The organism is Flavobacterium cerinum, from assembly GCF_024496085.1.
In the GTDB taxonomy this organism is placed as follows: Bacteria; Bacteroidota; Bacteroidia; order Flavobacteriales; family Flavobacteriaceae; genus Flavobacterium; species Flavobacterium cerinum_A.
Genome location: NZ_CP101751.1, coordinates 266662 through 284114, shown reverse-complemented (window position 1 = coordinate 284114; position 17453 = coordinate 266662). Strand labels below are relative to the sequence as shown.

At 38.2% G+C, this 17453-nt stretch carries 16 protein-coding genes; 4 read left to right on the top strand and 12 right to left on the bottom strand.

What is annotated here, in order from left to right; genetic code table 11:
• Positions 1-15: 15 nt before the first annotated feature.
• Genes lpxB through surE form a run of 3 tightly spaced genes read right to left on the bottom strand, consistent with a single transcriptional unit; the run spans position 16 to position 2193 of the window.
• Entirely contained in the window at positions 16-1128 is a 1113-nt protein-coding gene (gene lpxB / locus NOX80_RS01195; protein WP_256551516.1) for a lipid-A-disaccharide synthase, read from the bottom strand.
• A 10-nt stretch (positions 1129-1138) separates the two neighbouring features.
• A complete protein-coding gene (locus NOX80_RS01190) occupies positions 1139-1411 on the bottom strand; it encodes a hypothetical protein (RefSeq protein ID WP_256551515.1) in 273 nt (90 codons plus the stop codon).
• 5 nt (positions 1412-1416) lie between these two features.
• Positions 1417-2193: a 5'/3'-nucleotidase SurE gene (gene surE / locus NOX80_RS01185; RefSeq protein WP_256551514.1), complete on the bottom strand. Its 777-nt coding sequence runs from the start codon at positions 2191-2193 to the stop codon at positions 1417-1419.
• A 186-nt stretch (positions 2194-2379) separates the two neighbouring features.
• Between surE and NOX80_RS01180 the strand changes: the two genes are divergently transcribed.
• Both NOX80_RS01180 and NOX80_RS01175 read left to right on the top strand, forming a co-directional pair.
• Positions 2380-4593: a carboxy terminal-processing peptidase gene (locus tag NOX80_RS01180; protein ID WP_256551513.1), complete on the top strand. Its 2214-nt coding sequence runs from the start codon at positions 2380-2382 to the stop codon at positions 4591-4593.
• On the top strand, positions 4593-5702 hold the full coding sequence (locus NOX80_RS01175) for an ABC transporter permease (protein ID WP_256551512.1): 1110 nt from the start codon (positions 4593-4595) through the stop codon (positions 5700-5702). Before NOX80_RS01180 ends, NOX80_RS01175 begins: the two co-directional genes overlap by 1 nt.
• Positions 5703-5740: 38 nt before the next feature.
• On the opposite strand, the gene NOX80_RS01170 is transcribed toward NOX80_RS01175, so the two are convergent.
• Positions 5741-6247, bottom strand: coding sequence for a hypothetical protein (locus NOX80_RS01170; RefSeq protein WP_256551511.1), 507 nt, complete (start codon positions 6245-6247; stop codon positions 5741-5743).
• Between the two features lie 73 nt (positions 6248-6320).
• On the opposite strand from NOX80_RS01170, the gene NOX80_RS01165 reads away from it, so the two are divergent.
• Positions 6321-7178, top strand: a complete 858-nt coding sequence (locus tag NOX80_RS01165) for a DNA/RNA non-specific endonuclease (protein ID WP_256551510.1) — start codon at positions 6321-6323, stop codon at positions 7176-7178.
• A 1-nt stretch (position 7179) separates the two neighbouring features.
• On the opposite strand, the gene rodA is transcribed toward NOX80_RS01165, so the two are convergent.
• From rodA to purH, 6 genes are read right to left on the bottom strand one after another with little or no spacing between them, the layout of a single operon-like run.
• Entirely contained in the window at positions 7180-8436 is a 1257-nt protein-coding gene (rodA, locus tag NOX80_RS01160) for a rod shape-determining protein RodA (protein WP_256551509.1), read from the bottom strand.
• On the bottom strand, positions 8436-10298 hold the full coding sequence (gene mrdA / locus NOX80_RS01155) for a penicillin-binding protein 2 (RefSeq protein ID WP_256551508.1): 1863 nt from the start codon (positions 10296-10298) through the stop codon (positions 8436-8438). The genes rodA and mrdA overlap by 1 nt, the downstream gene beginning before the upstream one ends.
• A complete protein-coding gene (locus NOX80_RS01150) occupies positions 10295-10801 on the bottom strand; it encodes a rod shape-determining protein MreD (RefSeq protein ID WP_256551507.1) in 507 nt (168 codons plus the stop codon). Before NOX80_RS01150 ends, mrdA begins: the two co-directional genes overlap by 4 nt.
• Complete coding sequence (mreC, locus tag NOX80_RS01145; protein WP_256551506.1) at positions 10794-11621, bottom strand: rod shape-determining protein MreC; 828 nt, start codon at positions 11619-11621, stop codon at positions 10794-10796. Before mreC ends, NOX80_RS01150 begins: the two co-directional genes overlap by 8 nt.
• A gap of 12 nt (positions 11622-11633) precedes the next feature.
• A complete protein-coding gene (locus tag NOX80_RS01140) occupies positions 11634-12662 on the bottom strand; it encodes a rod shape-determining protein (RefSeq protein ID WP_136402146.1) in 1029 nt (342 codons plus the stop codon).
• Between the two features lie 53 nt (positions 12663-12715).
• Entirely contained in the window at positions 12716-14242 is a 1527-nt protein-coding gene (purH, locus tag NOX80_RS01135; protein WP_256551505.1) for a bifunctional phosphoribosylaminoimidazolecarboxamide formyltransferase/IMP cyclohydrolase, read from the bottom strand.
• A 301-nt stretch (positions 14243-14543) separates the two neighbouring features.
• On the opposite strand from purH, the gene NOX80_RS01130 reads away from it, so the two are divergent.
• Complete coding sequence (locus NOX80_RS01130) at positions 14544-15794, top strand: ABC transporter permease (protein ID WP_256551504.1); 1251 nt, start codon at positions 14544-14546, stop codon at positions 15792-15794.
• A 71-nt stretch (positions 15795-15865) separates the two neighbouring features.
• On the opposite strand, the gene fabD is transcribed toward NOX80_RS01130, so the two are convergent.
• Both fabD and NOX80_RS01120 read right to left on the bottom strand, forming a co-directional pair.
• The gene (fabD, locus tag NOX80_RS01125; protein ID WP_256551503.1) at positions 15866-16741 is read right to left on the bottom strand and encodes an ACP S-malonyltransferase; all 876 of its coding nucleotides are present in this window, start codon (positions 16739-16741) and stop codon (positions 15866-15868) included.
• Positions 16742-16899: 158 nt separating this feature from the next.
• Positions 16900-17430, bottom strand: coding sequence for a YceI family protein (locus tag NOX80_RS01120; RefSeq protein WP_256551502.1), 531 nt, complete (start codon positions 17428-17430; stop codon positions 16900-16902).
• Positions 17431-17453: the final 23 nt, after the last annotated feature.

The window sequence follows — 17453 nt, the reverse complement described above, 5'->3', positions numbered from 1 at the left end:
AATATTCTTTTTGACTTATGTTAAATTATCTATAATTAACCGGGCTGTTTTGTCGCTTGCTCCTTCGCCGCCCAGCTTCTCTTCCAGTAAATCATAAGTTGCCAGTAATTTAGAACGATGATTTGGTTCTAATATTTTATCTAATTCCGTTTTAATTTTTTTAGGATTGCAATCGCCCTGTATAAGCTCGGTTACGACTTCCTGATCCATTATAAGATTAACAAGCGAAATGTACTTCAAGGTGATGATTCGTTTCGCAATCTGATAGGATATCCAGTTCCCTTTATAAAGAACCACTTCCGGAACTTTAAACAATGCGGTTTCCAGAGTTGCAGTTCCGGATGTAACCAATGCGGCATGCGCTACGCTTAACAGATCATATGTTTTATTGGAAATAAAATGAACGCTTTTATTGGTTAGGAATTGTTTGTAAAATTCAAAATCCTGACTTGGAGCACCGGCAATAACAAATTGGTAATCGGGGAAACTATCAACAACGGAAAGCATTTCGGAAAGCATTTTTGAAATTTCCTGTTTTCGGCTTCCGGGCAGCAACGCGATAATCGGTTTTTCGTCTAAATTATTTTCATGTCTGAATTTTTCAGTGTCCGTTTTCGGTCGGTTATGAATGGCATCAATTAGCGGATGTCCTACAAAATCGACAGGAAAGTTGTGTTTTTTCTCATAAAAGTCTTTCTCAAACGGAAGGATCACATACATTTTATCGACATCTCTTTTGATTGCCTGTATACGGTTTTCTTTCCAGGCCCATATTTGCGGTGAAATATAATAATGCGTTTTCATGCTAAGTTCTTTAGCCCATTTTGCAATACGCATATTAAAACCCGGATAATCAATAAAAATTAAAACATCCGGTTTAAAATTCAGAATATCGGCTTTACAAATTTTAATATTATTCAGGATTGTTTTCAGGTTCATAACGACTTCTGCAAATCCCATAAAAGCCAGATCCCGATAATGTTTAACCAGCGTTCCGCCAGCCTGTTGCATCAGGTCGCCGCCCCAAAAACGAATTTCGGCGTTCGGGTCGTGTTTGTAGATGCCTTTCATCAAGTTGGAGCCGTGCAGGTCACCTGAAGCTTCTCCGGCTATAATATAGTATTTCATGGTCGTGTACTTATAATAAAACAGTTAGCAGTGCAAGGATAATCATAGCGAGTAAAACTCCGCGTGCCATTTCTTCCTTATGCATTTTTAATAATACAAAGAAACTGATCAGACTGGCAATAGCGCCTAAAGTAATTACTTTTCCGGATAAATTTTGTTGACGGATAAATTGCAACCCTTCAATACTGCGGATATCGGTAAATAATAAAAGGAAAATTCCGGAGCCGATTAAAGCGGCAATGATTCCAATTAAAAAACCGATAATAGTATCTTTATTCTTCATGCGGATTAATTGTTAAGATTCCAGGAATTCAGTTGCTGTATAGCATGGTGAGCGGTAAGGTCAAACTGAACCGGAACAACCGAAATATAACCGTTAGCCAATGCCCATTCATCCGTGTCTTCTCCTTTATCCTGATTGATAAATTCGCCGGTAAGCCAGTAATATTCTTTACCCTGTGGATTGGTTCGCTTGTCAAAACGCTCTTCCCACATCGCTTTAGCCTGTCGGCATATTTTAATTCCTTTTATCTGATCGGCCGGAAGCTTCGGAAGGTTTACATTTAAGATAACACTATCCGGTAATCCTTTTTCCAATACCTCAAGGGTGATTTTTTTTACAAAAGCCTTAGCCGGTTCGAAATCGGCATTCCAGCTAAAATCCAATAACGAAAAACCGATGGCCGGAATTCCCTCAATACCCGCTTCAACGGCAGCACTCATTGTTCCCGAATAAATAATATTGATGGAGGAGTTGGAACCGTGGTTGATACCCGAAACACATAAATCCGGTTTGCGCTTTAAAATTTCGTGTACGGCAATTTTTACACAGTCTACAGGCGTACCGGAACAACTGTATTCCATGTCCAGATCAGCATCAATTTTAACCTTTTCAATATGTAAGGTGTTGTTAATCGTAATCGCATGTCCCATTGCCGATTGCGGACTGTCGGGAGCTACAACTACAACATCACCAATCTCTTTCATAACAGCAATTAAGGCGCGTATTCCGGGTGCTAAAATACTATCATCATTAGTAACCAGGATCAAAGGTTTTTTGTTCATTTCAGGCTGAATTTTTTAGTTTCGCTAAAGTAAGCATTTTCTAAATTTGTCTTGGTACAATTTTTGATTTTTGGTATTCTGAATAAGGAATGACGATTCTCTAATAAAAAGAAACCTTTAACAAAAAATTATCCGTATATTAAGAAAGTGGCGTCCTTTTTTGTGTAATTTAGTTGAAAAATAGTAATGAATACTTTTTGGCAGTTTATGAAGAGAAATTATAAGATTGTATTGTTGATAACCGCTTTGTCAGCAGTACTTTGGAGTTTTATGCCTAGCAAAAAAGGTGATCCGGAAAAAGATAAGCTTCTTCTGGAATTACTGACTTTTGTATTGGAAAAAGGGCATTATGATCCGGTGGCGATGGATGACACGTTTTCAAAAAGTGTTTATAAAGAATATATCTCGGCTTTAGATCCGTCTAAACGTTTCTTTGTGCAGTCGGATATTGATGAATTTTCAAAATACGAAACGAAAATTGATGATATGATCCGTAATAAGGATCTTACTTTTTTTGATCTTACTTATACTCGTTTGATGGAACGAATGGGAGAAGCTAAAAATATCTATAAAGATGTTTTAGCTCGACCTTTTGATTTTAACGGAGACGATCAGATTAGTGTTGATTATGACAAACAACCTTTTTCTAAAAACAAAACGGAATTAAAAAACCGTTGGGAAAAACAATTGAAACTAACGGTATTGTCTTCTGTTACCGATAAATTGAAATTACAGGAAAAAGAGAAAGAAGATAAAACGACTAAAAAAGAAGGGACAACTGCTAAAAAAGAAGCTGATTCTAAACCGAAAACAATGGAAGAATTGGAGAAAAGTTCCCGTGAAACAACTTTAAAATCATTAGACGAATATTTTGGTTTTATTCAGGAATTAGATCGTGATGACTGGTTTTCTATTTATTTGAATGCTATTGTAGAACGATTTGATCCGCATACCTTTTATTTCGCACCGGATGATAAAGAAAAATTCGATATCAGTATCAGCGGAAGCCTTGAAGGAATCGGAGCCCGTTTACAAAAGAAAAACGATTATACCGAAATTACCGAACTAATCCCGGGCGGACCGGCTTGGAGAGGAAAATTACTGGAACAAGGTGATGTGATCATGAAAGTAGCACAGGGTAACGGCGAACCGGTTGATGTTGTGGGAATGCGATTGGATGATGTGGTGAAAAAAATCAAAGGTAAAAAAGGAACTGAAGTTCGTCTAACAGTTAAAAAAGTAGACGGAACGATTAAAGTAATCCCGATTATCCGTGAAGTAGTTGAAATCGAAGAGACCTATGCGAAATCGTCTGTCGTGAAAAAAGGAGATGCTACTTATGGAATTATTTACCTTCCGAAATTCTATATCGATTTCGAAAACAAAGATAAAAGAGACGCCTTTAAAGATGTGGCTCAGGAAATTGAACGTTTGAAAAAACAAAACGTTCAGGGAATTATAATGGACTTGAGAGACAATGGAGGAGGATCGTTACAAACGGTTGTGGATATGGTTGGTTTGTTCATTGATCAGGGACCGGTTGTACAGGTGAAATCGGCTAACGGTAAAAAAGAAGTATTATATAATAAACAGTCAAAAGTACATTGGGATGGTCCGTTGGTAGTAATGGTGAATAATTTCTCAGCTTCGGCATCTGAAATTTTTGCTGCGGCAATTCAGGATTACAAACGCGGTGTGATCATCGGAAGTAAGCATACTTACGGAAAAGGAACCGTTCAGAATGTAATTGACCTGAACCAGTTTATCCGAAGCAATCCTTACGGAGACTTAGGTGCGTTAAAAACGACAACGCAGAAATTCTATCGCGTGAACGGAGGTTCTACACAGCGTGAAGGAGTATTGAGTGATGTTGTGATGCCGGATCGTTATTCGTATATCGATATGGGTGAGCGTGATATTGATAATGCAATGCCGTGGGATAAAATTGATCCGGCGAATTACCAACCGGTAAAAGGATTGGATTTTTCACCGGCAATTACTAAAAGTAAAGATCGTATGGCGGCTAACGAACAGTTTAAACTGATCGATGAAAACGCAAAATGGATCAGTTCCCGTAAAGATATGAATACGTATAGCTTGAATTTTAATAAGTTCAGAGCAGAAGAAACAGCAGTAGAAAATACCGCTAAAAAATTCAAAGCGCTGGCTGATTATAAAAATAATTTGTCATTTAACTCATTGCCATACGAAAAAGAATTGTTTAAAAACGATACGGTATTGGCTCAGAAAAGAGAAAGATGGCATGAAAGTCTTGGAAATGATGTCTATGTAGATGAAGCTTTAAATATCCTGAATGATATGAAGAGTAGTGGGAAAGAGGTAAAAGGGACAATCACATTAAAAGATAAAAAAAATAAAATTGTTGATAAAGTAAATTAATGAGTTTATCAAATCAATCGCTTACTGCTTTAGCGCTCCGAAAGTTCCGCAAGAACTTTTGGGGCGTTTTCAGTTTTGTATTTATAGCTGTTCTCGTTTTCATTGCAATCTTCGGTTATTTTATAACACCGGACAATTCCAAGTATGCCAATTGGGGTGATCTGGCCATCCGTTCCAAAGAACCGGGATTTAAAGTTACGATGCTGCGTATTCCGTTGGAGAATCAACCGGAAAGACATTGGTATGATTATTTTACCGGTCATCCGGAAACGGCCATTCAAAAACCGATTAACGATTACCGGATTGCAAATGATTCCCTCTATTTTACGGAATATTCGGAAGATAAAAGTATTGTCATTTCAGATAAGATTCCGTTGATGGCATTCGGAAGAAATATTGATCAAAAAAAGATTGAAAGTCAGTTTATCACAGAGAAGAAATTCCTTTTGGGAACTGATAATCAGGGAAGAGATTTATTGAGTCGGTTGATCATTGGCTCTCGGGTTTCAATAGCAATTGGTTTTGTCGCCGTTTTGATTTCACTTATTGTTGGTGTTTTCTTTGGCGCTTTAGCCGGCTATTATGGCGGTAAAGTGGATGCTTTAGTGATGTGGCTGATTAATGTGATTTGGTCAATTCCTACGTTATTGTTGGTTATAGCCATCACATTAGCTTTAGGAAAAGGATTTTGGCAAGTATTCGTAGCTGTTGGCTTAACAATGTGGGTTGAAGTGGCTCGTGTGGTTCGCGGTCAGGTTATGGGAATTAAAGAAATGCAATATGTCACCGCGGCAAGGGCGTTGGGTTATACGAACAGCCGAATCATTTTTCATCATATTTTGCCTAATAGTATGGCTCCGGTTATTGTAATTTCGGCTGCGAATTTTGCTTCGGCGATTTTAGTTGAAAGTGGTTTGAGCTTTTTAGGATTGGGAGCACAGTTACCGGTACCGAGTTGGGGTGCGATGATAAAAGATAATTACAATTATATCATTCTGGGGAAACCTTATTTGGCTGTTATCCCGGGAGTAGCAATGCTATTAATGGTTTTAGCCTTCATGATGATCGGAAATGCGCTTAGAGATGCACTCGATGTGAAAGCAACATAAATAGAATAAAAATGGCCATCAATTGATGGCCATTTTTCTTATGCATTCGGATTCAGGTTTTTCAGATTTAACTGTGCTTCCTGTAACTCGATTTTACGTTCTTTATTTTTATTGGTAAGCTTTAACAGCTTTTTCTTCCATTTGATATCATCTTCATCGGTAAGCTTATTGCGATCCTGGAGATTTTTATATTTAGCGGCTTGCTTATCCAGATCTTTTTGACTGCTGGTTAAGCGGTCGGTGGCTTTGTGAACGTTGTTCTGCGCCTTTTCAATTTCTTTTTTTGCTTTTTCGGCTTTTTGTAATTCTTTAGCCAAGCGCTTTTGTTCTTTTTCGGCTGCTTTACGTTGTTTTTCAGCTTCTTTTAACGCCAGTTCGTGTTCTTTTTTAAGCCTTTCTTTTTCTTCTTTAATCCTTGTTAACTCTTCGTGATTTTGTGTAATGTGTGTTTCGGCATTGTTACTAACAGTTTCTTTCGAAATTTCCTGTCCAAAACTTAACTGTGTTGTAAGTGCAGTTAAGGCTACCATCAATGTTATTCTCATAGATACTACTTTTATTAATTTTAAAAGGGTTATAACTATTTGCTATCTTTACAAATGTAACAAAAATTAGACCATGACTATAAGAATAGCGATGAAACGTCTTGTATTTCAGATAAAACTACTATTGATGTTTGTTTTTTTAATTGCTTGTGATAAAAAGACAGAAAAGCCTGTGACTTTCTCATCCGACACAGCAAAAGGCAGGGTTGAAAGGGAAGTAGTAAATGAAAATGATGATGTAACCTCTTTATCGAATGCGAATTTTGATTTTTTTCCGACTTCTACTACCGGTGTTATAATCAATCATGATGCTTACTCGTTTTCTTATGCCGAACCCTATGAACAGGCGGAATGGGTGGCCTATATCTTAACCAAAGAGGATTTATCTAAACAGGATTATAAACGACCGTTGTTTATGGAAGATAAAGCGGTTAAAACCGGATCTGCCAGTTGGCGCAACTATAAACAGTCGGGTTATGATAAAGGACATTTATGTCCGGCGGGCGATCGGAAAAAGAATTATCAGCAGTATGAAGAAACATTTTTAACTTCGAATATTGCACCGCAATTACATGATTTTAATAACGGAGTATGGAATCGACTGGAGCAAAAAGTACGTTACTGGTCTACAAAATACGATGGGCTTTATGTGATAACAGGAGGAGTATTATCGGAAAATTTAAAAACGATCGGAAAAGAAAAAGTAGCGGTTCCTAATTTTTTCTATAAGGTACTGATGACGAAGAAAGGTGATAAAATGATCGGTTTTCTGGTGCCACATGCTGAAAGTGACCGTCCCTTATACGAATTTGCGGTTGATGTGGATACTATAGAAAAAATGACCGGAATTGACTTCTTCCCGCAATTACCGGATGCTATGGAAAATAAGCTTGAAAAAAATAACGATTATAAAGCGTGGAGCTTTAATTAAATTACCATTCGTTTACTTTATTGGCGTCCATTTTCAGGAATACAAAAAGTAAAATCGTAAAAGCCCACAAACTGGAACCGCCATACGAGAAAAACGGTAATGGAACACCGATTGTAGGGAACATCTTAATCAACATCGAGATGTTTACAAAGAAATGGGTAAAGAGGAATGTGGCGACACAATAACCGTATACCCGACTGAATTTTGTTTTTTGGTGTTCGGCCAGATAAATAATCCGTAAAAAGAGGGTTACAAACAGGACAATAACAACTGCTGCTCCAACAAAGCCCCATTCTTCTCCAACGGTAGTAAAAATATAATCGGTATGCTGTTCGGGAACGAAACCACCTTTGGTTTGAGTCCCTTCCAGATAACCTTTTCCAAACCAGCTTCCCGAACCGATGGCAATCATTGATTGGTTCAGGTTATAACCTTCCCGTTGCATATTAACGTCTTTTCCGAGAAGTACGTTAATACGATCTTTCTGGTGCGCTTCCAGAACGTTTTCATAAACATAATCCACTGAAAATACAAAACCGGTAATCAGTACGAAAATAATTCCGTAAATAAGCGGATTCCGATTGATACGACGATTCAGGACATAATGAGTGATCATTATGATAAGAGCCAGAGCAACGATAAAAACCGGTTTGATAATTAAAGCGAGGATAAATAGAATAATGGCAATAAATCCGGTCCAAAGGTACCAACTGGGTAAGCCTTCGCGATAGAGAACAAATACTAACGATATAAAAATCATGGCACTACCGGCATCGGGCTGTAGGAGAATTAAAACCACAGGGAATCCAAAAACGGCTAATGCAATTATTTGATGTTTAAAAAGCTTAATGTTAATCTGTGTATCACTCACTAATTTAGCGAGTAGTAATGCTGTTGCGGTTTTAACGAACTCAGAAGGCTGAAAACCGAAACCGCCAAACTGATACCAGTTGGTTTGCCCTTTAATGGTTTTACCAAAAGCAAATAAACCGAGTAGCAGTACAATTCCGACACCATAAAAGACAATAGCGTATTTTTCAAATATCTTGGCGTCGACCGAGAGAATGGTAAAAATCAAAGGAACGGTTAACATGATAAACAGCATCTGTTTTCCATACGTCTGACTTAAGTCAAAAATAGAAGTTTCCTCAAGCGGTAACGAGGCAGAGTAGATGTTCATCCACCCCATGATTACCAATACTATATAAATAAGTATAGTGACCCAATCGATATTACTCGCTACGCTTTGATTCTTCATTATCTGTTATTGATTGTAAAAGGTAAACCACTGGTCACCTTGTCATATTCATGTTGTAAACTTCCTTCCAGCATTCGTTTTTCCAGGTCGGTACGTGTGATTGTCTTTTTTAAGTATTTTTCAATCATTAAACTGGAAATCGGTCCGGCCCAACGTGCACCCCAATATCCGTTTTCTACTAAAACGGCGATGGCAATTTTAGGATCATTTCGCGGGGCAAAAGCCACAAAAACCGAGTGGTCAGTTAGCTGTACCCGTTTTCCGTTAATTTTGGTAAAGTTTTCAGCAGTACCGGTTTTACCGCAAATTTCAATGCCTTCAACACGTAAACTAGCAGCTGTACCCATGTTATATACGTCAAATAAACCGTCAATAACCGGGCGGAAATATTGTTTGTCGATAGTGGTTACGTGTTTAGTCGTAAACTTCTTGTCGATCTTATGTTTTTCAATTTTTTTGATTACGTGAGGCGTATAATAATAGCCTTCATTAGCAATTGTGGCCATCATATTTGCCAATTGAATCGGTGTCATCGTCACCTCTCCCTGTCCGATTGAATTGGAAATAATAGTGGTACTTTTCCAACCTCCGTTCGGATACCAACGATCGTAATAACGGGAAGTAGGGATGTGGCCTTTTCGTCCCGGTGGTAGGTCATACCCCATAAAATTACCCAATCCGAAACTCTTCATATGTGCACTCCAGGCATCTACTCCGAAACGCGGTTTGTTGTATTTTTCGATCGTACGTTTAAATACATTAGCAAAATAGGCATTACAGGATTTGTAAATTCCATTGTGTAACTGAATATTACCGCCCGGACAGTGACATTTCATAAATGCACCTCTACCGTACGAAAAACCGTGATGACAAACAAAAGTTGTGTTTTCGTCAATCACTTCTTCCTGCAACCCAGCCAAACCGGTTAGGATTTTAAAAGGAGATCCCGGAGGATACTCCGCTAAAAGTCCGCGGTCATATAACGGTTTTGCAATGGAATCGTTATAAAGCATGGTATAGTTTTTTGAACGTTCCCGTCCAACCAGAATAGCCGGATCATATGACGGAGCGGTTACCAATGCTAAAATTTCACCTGTTTTCGGTTCGATAGCAACAATACCGCCTCGTTTATTCGCCATAAGTGCTTCTCCGTATTTCTGAAGCTCCATATCAATCGTCAACGTGATGTCTTCTCCCTGAACAGCAATAGTGTCATAAATGCCGTCTTTATAAGGGCCGATTTCACGATTAAAACGATCTCGTTGAATGTATTTTACACCTTTTGTTCCGCGTAATACTTCTTCATACATCTGCTCTACACCTTGCATACCGATCAAATCACCACTTTTGTAATACGGTTTCTTTTTGATGATATTGTCATTTACCTGAGTGATGTATCCGAATATATTGGCTCCCACATTCACCTGATAATCCCGTAAAGAACGTTTTAAGATTTCAAAACCGGAAAACTTTCGGATTTTTTCCTGAAAAGCAGCAAATTCCATTTTGTTTAACTGGGCGATAAACACAGAAGGAAGCATCGGACTATAAACACGAGCCTTTTCGATTTTTTTGATAAACTCTTCTTTGGAAATATTAAGCAGGTTACAGAATTCTAAGGTGTCGATATTCTTAACATCCTTAGGCGTAACCATAATATCGTATGAAGGTTGATTGGCTACTAATAGCTGACCGCTACGATCGTAGATATAACCGCGTTCCGGATATTCGTATTTGATTTTAATAGCATTATTATCCGATTTTTTGATATAAGAATCATCAAAAATCTGCAAATAGAAAAGTCTTGCCATTATCAGCAATGCTGCAATAACAATCAAACCGGGTAATAAAATTTTTCTCATCGTTTGCTAGGCTTAATTAAATAAATAATTATGATGCAAAGCAGTAGGGTAAATATAGTGCTTAGTAAAGTTCGTAATAAAATATCCCAAATAAAATTAAAACGGAATATTTCTAATAAATATAATACGAGATGATGGGTTACTACAGCAATTAAGATAAATGAAAAACGTTCGGGTGTGAGTTTGTCCGTGATTTTAACGGTTTGATACTCGTAACTTACCCCGAATGAAAATTTAAAGAAAGTAGGTCTTAAATAGGCTAGTGTAACACAGGCAGCAGCATGTACGCCACCGGAATTACAAAACATATCCATGATAAGTCCTAATAAGAAACTGGCTACAAGCAAGCCGGCTTTACTACCGTTTACCGGGTACAAAATGATAAATAGAATGTACGGGTAGGGATTAATAAAACCCAGAAAGTCAATGTTGTTAAAAATAACAACCTGTATGGCGAGCAGCACGACAAACCGTAAGCTATTTGTAATAAACGTACTATTCATTTTTTGTTTCTTCTTCTAATTTCTGGATTTCCTGTTTTTTTACGTTTTCGATTATATAAACATGACCAAGATTAGTCATATCGTTAAATAAACGAACGTTAAGCGTATAGTAATTAGTCGACTTATCGATATATACTTTGTCAATTGTACCGATAGGAATGTTTTCCGGGAAAATTTCGGAGCGTCCGCCGGTTACTATGGTATCGCCTTTACGAACAGATGCCAGTCTCGGAACGTCGATCAATTGGGCAAAGCCAACATTTTTTCCGTTCCAGATCAACGAACCGAAATGGTTGGATTTTTTAATCTTGGCATTGATTTGTGATTTGACATTCAGAACACTTTGTACCGTCGAATAACTGTTGGATGTTTTTTCGATAATCCCGACAACTCCTAAACTGTTAACAACACCCATATCCGGTTTGATTCCGTCCTTTTGACCGCCTAATAATGTCAGGTAATTTTCTTTACTGTTAAAGGTATTGTTGATCACCTTGGCATTGTACACTTTTACATTTTCCATGCCGGATGGTCTCGGCATAGTGCCGGCAACTGCTAAAGAATCGGTATTGTTAAAGAGCAGTTTTTTTAACTGCGCATTTTCGTTCGCCAACTGATTATTCTGTTCCCGAAGGTTTAGGTATTCTTTGACATTGTTGATCTTCTCATAGACAAATCCCGTAAACACATTAGCCGAACTGATATAGCGGCTTCTGTGATACGAATGAGACTGTATGGTCAATGATAAGGAAATGCCCAAAAGCAGCAAAAACAGTAACCGGTTACTGTTTTTTAATATAAAGTTAAAGATTTGCTGCATGAATTATTTTCTTTATTTGATAAGAATCCCTTTAAATTTCTGAATATTCTTTAATGCCATTCCGGTTCCTCTTACAACCGCTCTTAACGGATCTTCGGCAATGTAAACCGGTAAATCTGTTTTTTGAGAGATTCGTTTGTCAAGGCCTCTTAACATCGATCCTCCACCGGCAAGATAAATACCGGTATTGTAAATATCGGCTGCTAATTCCGGCGGTGTTTGCGATAAGGTTTCCATTACGGCATCCTCAATACGCTGGATGGATTTGTCTAATGCTTTAGCAATCTCGCGATAAGAAACATCAACTTGTTTTGGTTTTCCGGTTAACAAGTCACGTCCCTGAACCGACATTTCATCCGGTGGTGTATCCAGATCCTCTGTTGCAGCACCGATAGCGATTTTAATTTTTTCAGCAGTACTTTCTCCTACGAAAAGGTTGTGCTGGGTTCTCATATAATATACGATATCATTGGTAAAAACGTCACCGGCAATTTTAACCGATTTGTCACAAACGATACCGCCTAATGCGATCACGGCAATTTCGGTTGTACCACCACCGATATCGACAATCATATTACCTTTCGGCTGCATAATATCCACACCGATACCAATAGCTGCTGCCATCGGTTCGTGGATTAGATATACTTCTTTTCCGTTTACCCGCTCACAGGATTCTTTTACCGCACGCATTTCCACTTCTGTAATTCCGGAAGGGATACAAACTACCATTCGCAAAGCCGGTGTAAACATTTTCTTCTTTAATGCCGGAATACTTTTGATGAATAAACTAATCATCTTTTCCGAAGCGTCAAAATCAGCAATTACACCATCCTTTAAGGGACGTATGGTCTTAATGTTTTCATGAGTTTTACCCTGCATCTGGTTTGCTTCTTTACCAACAGCAATAATTTTCCCAGAAACACGATCACGAGCAACTATAGATGGACTATCAACGACAACCTTGTCATTGTGGATAATAAGGGTATTAGCGGTACCAAGGTCGATCGCAATATCCTCAGTCATGAAATCAAAAAATCCCATACAAAAAAGGGTTTAATACATTTATAAATAATTAGCCTACAAAAATAATAAAATTAATGTTTAAAATGACGAACTCCGGTAAATACCATTGCAACTTTATTTTCGTTACAGTAGTTGATACTTAATTCGTCTTTTATAGAGCCACCCGGTTGAATAACAGCGGTAATACCGGCATTTTTTGCCAACTCAACACAATCCGGGAAAGGAAAGAATGCATCGCTTGCCATCACTGCTCCGTTCAAATCGAAATGGAATGAATTTGCTTTTTCAACAGCCTGACGTAATGCGTCTACCCGTGACGTTTGTCCGGTTCCGGAAGCGCACAACTGTTTGTTTTTGGCAAAAACGATAGTGTTCGATTTGGTGTGTTTACAGATTTTTGAGGCAAACAGTAAATCTTCAATCTCCTGTTCTGTAGGTGCTGTTATGGTAACGGTTTTTAAAAGCTCTTTATTGTCTGTAATATTGTCTTTATCCTGAATTAACATTCCGTTAAGACATGTGCGTACCTGTTTTGTAGGTAATTCCACATCATTCTGGATCAGGATGATTCTGTTTTTCTTTTCTTCTAAAATAGCAATTGCTTTTTCGTCATAAGACGGTGCGATAACTACTTCACAAAATAATTTGTTGATCTCTTCTGCGGCTGCTTCGTCAATTTTACCGTTAGCAATCAGAACACCACCGAAAGCGGAAGTCGGATCACCGGCCAAAGCATCAAGATACGCTTCTTTCATGGTTTTACGAGTTGCCAGTCCGCAGGCGTTGTTGTGTTTTAAAATAGCAAATGTCGGATCGTCGTTTTTGAATTCGTTCATCAGGTTTACGGCAGCATCAACATCTAACAAGTTGTTGTAAGAAAGCTCTTTTCCGTGTACTTTGGTAAACATAGCGTCGAAATCACCGAAGAAATATCCTTTTTGGTGTGGATTTTCGCCGTAACGTAATATCTGACCGTCTGCTACACTTGCTTTGTAGATCGTTTCATCAGTATTGAAATAGTTAAAGATGGCTCCGTCATAGTGAGATGAAACGTGGAATGCTTTTGTTGCTAAAAGTCTTCTTTCCTCTAACGTTGTTGCTCCGTTGCCATTAGTGATCATGTCAAGGAATAAAGCATATTCGTTAACAGATGCTACAATAACCGTATCTTTAAAGTTTTTAGCTGCTGCACGGATTAGAGAAATACCGCCGATATCGATTTTTTCAATGATATCTGCTTCGCCCGCTCCGGAAGCAACCGTTTTTTCAAACGGATATAAGTCAACAATAACCAGATCAATTTGCGGAATTTCGTATTCTTTCATTTGCTGAACATCGCCTTCGTGATCCTGACGGTTTAAGATACCACCGAAAATTTTTGGATGAAGTGTTTTTACACGTCCGCCTAAAATCGAAGGATAAGAAGTGACATCTTCTACGGGAACTACCGGAATACCCAGGTTTTTAATAAAATCTTCGGTTCCGCCGGTAGAATAAATAGTCACGTTATGATCGTGTAATTTTCTAACGATTGGTTCTAATCCGTCTTTATCAAATACTGAAATTAAAGCCGATTGAATGGTTTTTGTTGTGTTCATTGTGTTGTTGTGTTTTTTAAAGGTGCAAAAGTAATTATTGTTATAATAAGATTCAAAAGAAACCGCATTAGATTTTTGTGTTTTTTTGATTTTTTTTCGATTGCTTTCGATCTGATTAACAGCTTTATCGGAGGGATAACTTTAAGTGGATTGTTCTGCCTGTAAAACGGCCGATTCCGGTTCTGTTAACGTTACCCTGTATTTGTGTAATTTTTCTGTAACAATTCCGGTTTTTTGTTTACTAATTAGCTAGGATATTGCTCAAAAAATATAGAATTTTACAAAAGTTAAAACCGTCATTATGTTGTTATACCTGAGACTACTGAAGGAAAGTCTGAGTTTTGCGCTCAATGCTTTGCGGAATAATAAATTGCGAACCCTTTTATCGCTGTTAGGTGTTACGATCGGTATTTTTTCAATTATTGCAGTATTGGCTGCGGTCGATTCAATGGACCGTAAAATCAAAAATGACCTTAGCGGACTGGATAAAAATACAATCTATCTGATGCGTTTTTCATTCGGACCTTCTGATATACCGCAATGGAAACGAGAGCAGTTTCCGGATGTTACTTACGAAGAGTTCGAATATTTAAGACGATCGCTGAACGATTTGGATAAAATGTCATTCAACCTTTTTACTCGTAAAGAAAATATAAAATACGAATCGAATACTGTAAGCAGTATTAATGTGACGCCGTGTACGAATGAGTTTATGGATATCGAGAAGATGAAATTTGCACAGGGACGATTTTTTAATGAGGCAGAATCCAATTCCGGATCGCCGGTTATCATTATCGGAAGTGAAGTCGCTTCGGGGTTATTCGGAGGTCAATATCCGATCGGAAAGAAAATACGATTGTATGGTCAGCGTTTTACGGTGATTGGGGTATTAGATAAAGAAGGATCCAGTACTTTCGGTCCGAGTAAGGATATTTCGGTTTTCCTGCCGGTGAATTTCCTCAGACGATTATATGGCGATAACAGTGATATGCTAACGCCGGCTATTCTGATAAAACCGGTAAAAGGTGTCGATATTGAAGCGTTTAAAGGAGAACTTACTCAGAAATTAAGAACCTTTAGAGGATTAAAAACCAGTGATATCAATAACTTTTTTATCAATGTATTATCCGGATTTACCGATTTGATTGATAATATAGTTGGGCAGATGAATGTGGTAGGTTGGATTATCAGTGGATTTTCACTTTTGGTTGGTGGTTTCGGAATTGCTAATATTATGTTCGTATCCGTAAAAGAAAGAACCAACCTGATTGGAATTCAGAAAGCATTAGGAGCAAAGAATCGTTTTATATTGTTTCAGTTCCTGTTTGAAGCGGTAATTCTGTCGGTTATCGGCGGTTTGGTCGGAATGTTTCTGGTATGGATAATCGCACTGGTATTATCGAAAGCATTGGATTTTGAATTCGTATTAGGCTTCTGGAATATTCTGATCGGAACCTCATTAGCTGCCTTTATCGGATTAGTTTCCGGGATTATTCCGGCGATTTCAGCATCTAAACTGGATCCGGTGGAAGCAATTCGAAGTGGAATGTAAAAAATATACCTGACAGGTTTCGAAAACGGAAAGTATACCTGACAGGTTTTTAGAACCTGTCAGGTATGAAATTATGCAGATGCAGTTGCTGCGTTTTTGTCGATTTTATTAACCAATCCGATTAATACTTTTCCGGGACCTACTTCCGTAAATAAAGTAGCGCCGTCAGCAATCATTTGTTGAACGGACTGTGTCCATTTTACAGGAGCAGTTAATTGTGTGATCAAATTCTTTTTGATTTCAGCAGGATCAGAAACAGCTTTTGCCGGAACGTTCTGATATACCGGGCATATCGGAGTACTGAATGTAGTCGCTTCGATTGCCGCAGCCAATTCTTCTCTTGCCGGTTCCATCATAGGAGAGTGGAAAGCACCGCCCACCGGTAAAATTAAGGCCCGTTTAGCACCTGCTTCTTTCATTGCTTCACAAGCTTTTTCAACCGCGTTTAATTCTCCGGAAATTACTAATTGCCCCGGACAGTTATAGTTGGCAGCAACTACTACACCGTCAATAGAAGCGCATACATCTTCAACGATTTTATCTTCAAGTCCTAAAACGGCAGCCATTGTAGAAGGTGTGATTTCACAGGCTTTTTGCATCGCCATGGCGCGTTGAGAAACCAGTTTTAAACCGTCTTCAAACGATAATGTTCCGTTGGCAACCAAAGCTGAAAACTCACCTAAAGAGTGTCCTGCTACCATTTCCGGTTTAAAATCGTCGCCTAATGTTTTGGCAAGGATAACGGAATGTAAAAAAACAGCCGGTTGTGTTACTTTAGTTTCTTTTAATTGCTCAGCAGTTCCTTCAAACATAATGTCGGTAATGCGGAAGCCTAATATCGCGTTTGCCTGTTCAAATAGTTCTTTAGCCAGTGCCGAATTTTCATATAATTCTTTACCCATTCCGGTGAATTGAGCTCCCTGACCTGGAAATACATATGCTTTCATATTCTTCTCTGTTGGTTTTGTTTGTTATTGACCGACAAAAATAGTGTTTTTTAGTATATTGGAAACAGATTGTTTGCGGAGTACAATATAAGAAACCGTTGCAATACCCCGAAAAAGGATACTACAACGGTTCTACTTAAAACCAGATTATGAAATAATTATTGCTTCACAAGTTGTAATTCGATGTTTAAACGTACGTCATCACTCACTAATACACCTCCGGTTTCTAAAGCTGAGTTCCAGTTTAATCCCCAGTCTTTACGACTGATTTTCCCGGAAATATTTAATCCGGCTTTCGTGTTTCCCCAAGGGTCTTTCATTAATCCGCTGAATTCAACCGGTAGTGTTACGAATTTTGTAACGCCGCGCATACTAAGATCGCCGGATAATTCATAGTTATCATCATCTACTTTTGTAAAAGAAGAAGCTTTGAATGTTAATTTAGGGTGGTTCTCACCATCAAAAAAGTCAGCGCTTTTAAGGTGGTTGTCACGATCTGTATTTCGGGTGTCTATAGAATTGATGTCAGCTGAAAAACTAATGTCAGCATTTTCAAAGTTGTCACCATCCGTTGTGATGGAAGCATCGTAGTTTTCGAATTTACCGGAAACGTTGGTAAACATCATGTGTTTTACTTTAAAACCTATTTCAGAGTGTGTCGGGTCTATTGCCCATTTAGTTGTTGCCATAATTGCGATATTTTAAATGTTAT

Excerpts from the sequence above, each read along its gene's own strand:
- lpxB (WP_256551516.1), bottom strand. The coding sequence starts at position 1,128 with ATGAAATACTATATTATAGCCGGAGAAGCTTCAGGTGACCTGCACGGC.
- NOX80_RS01190 (WP_256551515.1), bottom strand. The coding sequence starts at position 1,411 with ATGAAGAATAAAGATACTATTATCGGTTTTTTAATTGGAATCATTGCC.
- surE (WP_256551514.1), bottom strand. The coding sequence starts at position 2,193 with ATGAACAAAAAACCTTTGATCCTGGTTACTAATGATGATAGTATTTTA.
- NOX80_RS01180 (WP_256551513.1), top strand. The coding sequence starts at position 2,380 with ATGAATACTTTTTGGCAGTTTATGAAGAGAAATTATAAGATTGTATTG.
- NOX80_RS01175 (WP_256551512.1), top strand. The coding sequence starts at position 4,593 with ATGAGTTTATCAAATCAATCGCTTACTGCTTTAGCGCTCCGAAAGTTC.
- NOX80_RS01170 (WP_256551511.1), bottom strand. The coding sequence starts at position 6,247 with ATGAGAATAACATTGATGGTAGCCTTAACTGCACTTACAACACAGTTA.
- NOX80_RS01165 (WP_256551510.1), top strand. The coding sequence starts at position 6,321 with ATGACTATAAGAATAGCGATGAAACGTCTTGTATTTCAGATAAAACTA.
- rodA (WP_256551509.1), bottom strand. The coding sequence starts at position 8,436 with ATGAAGAATCAAAGCGTAGCGAGTAATATCGATTGGGTCACTATACTT.
- mrdA (WP_256551508.1), bottom strand. The coding sequence starts at position 10,298 with ATGAGAAAAATTTTATTACCCGGTTTGATTGTTATTGCAGCATTGCTG.
- NOX80_RS01150 (WP_256551507.1), bottom strand. The coding sequence starts at position 10,801 with ATGAATAGTACGTTTATTACAAATAGCTTACGGTTTGTCGTGCTGCTC.
- mreC (WP_256551506.1), bottom strand. The coding sequence starts at position 11,621 with ATGCAGCAAATCTTTAACTTTATATTAAAAAACAGTAACCGGTTACTG.
- NOX80_RS01140 (WP_136402146.1), bottom strand. The coding sequence starts at position 12,662 with ATGGGATTTTTTGATTTCATGACTGAGGATATTGCGATCGACCTTGGT.
- purH (WP_256551505.1), bottom strand. The coding sequence starts at position 14,242 with ATGAACACAACAAAAACCATTCAATCGGCTTTAATTTCAGTATTTGAT.
- NOX80_RS01130 (WP_256551504.1), top strand. The coding sequence starts at position 14,544 with ATGTTGTTATACCTGAGACTACTGAAGGAAAGTCTGAGTTTTGCGCTC.
- fabD (WP_256551503.1), bottom strand. The coding sequence starts at position 16,741 with ATGAAAGCATATGTATTTCCAGGTCAGGGAGCTCAATTCACCGGAATG.
- NOX80_RS01120 (WP_256551502.1), bottom strand. The coding sequence starts at position 17,430 with ATGGCAACAACTAAATGGGCAATAGACCCGACACACTCTGAAATAGGT.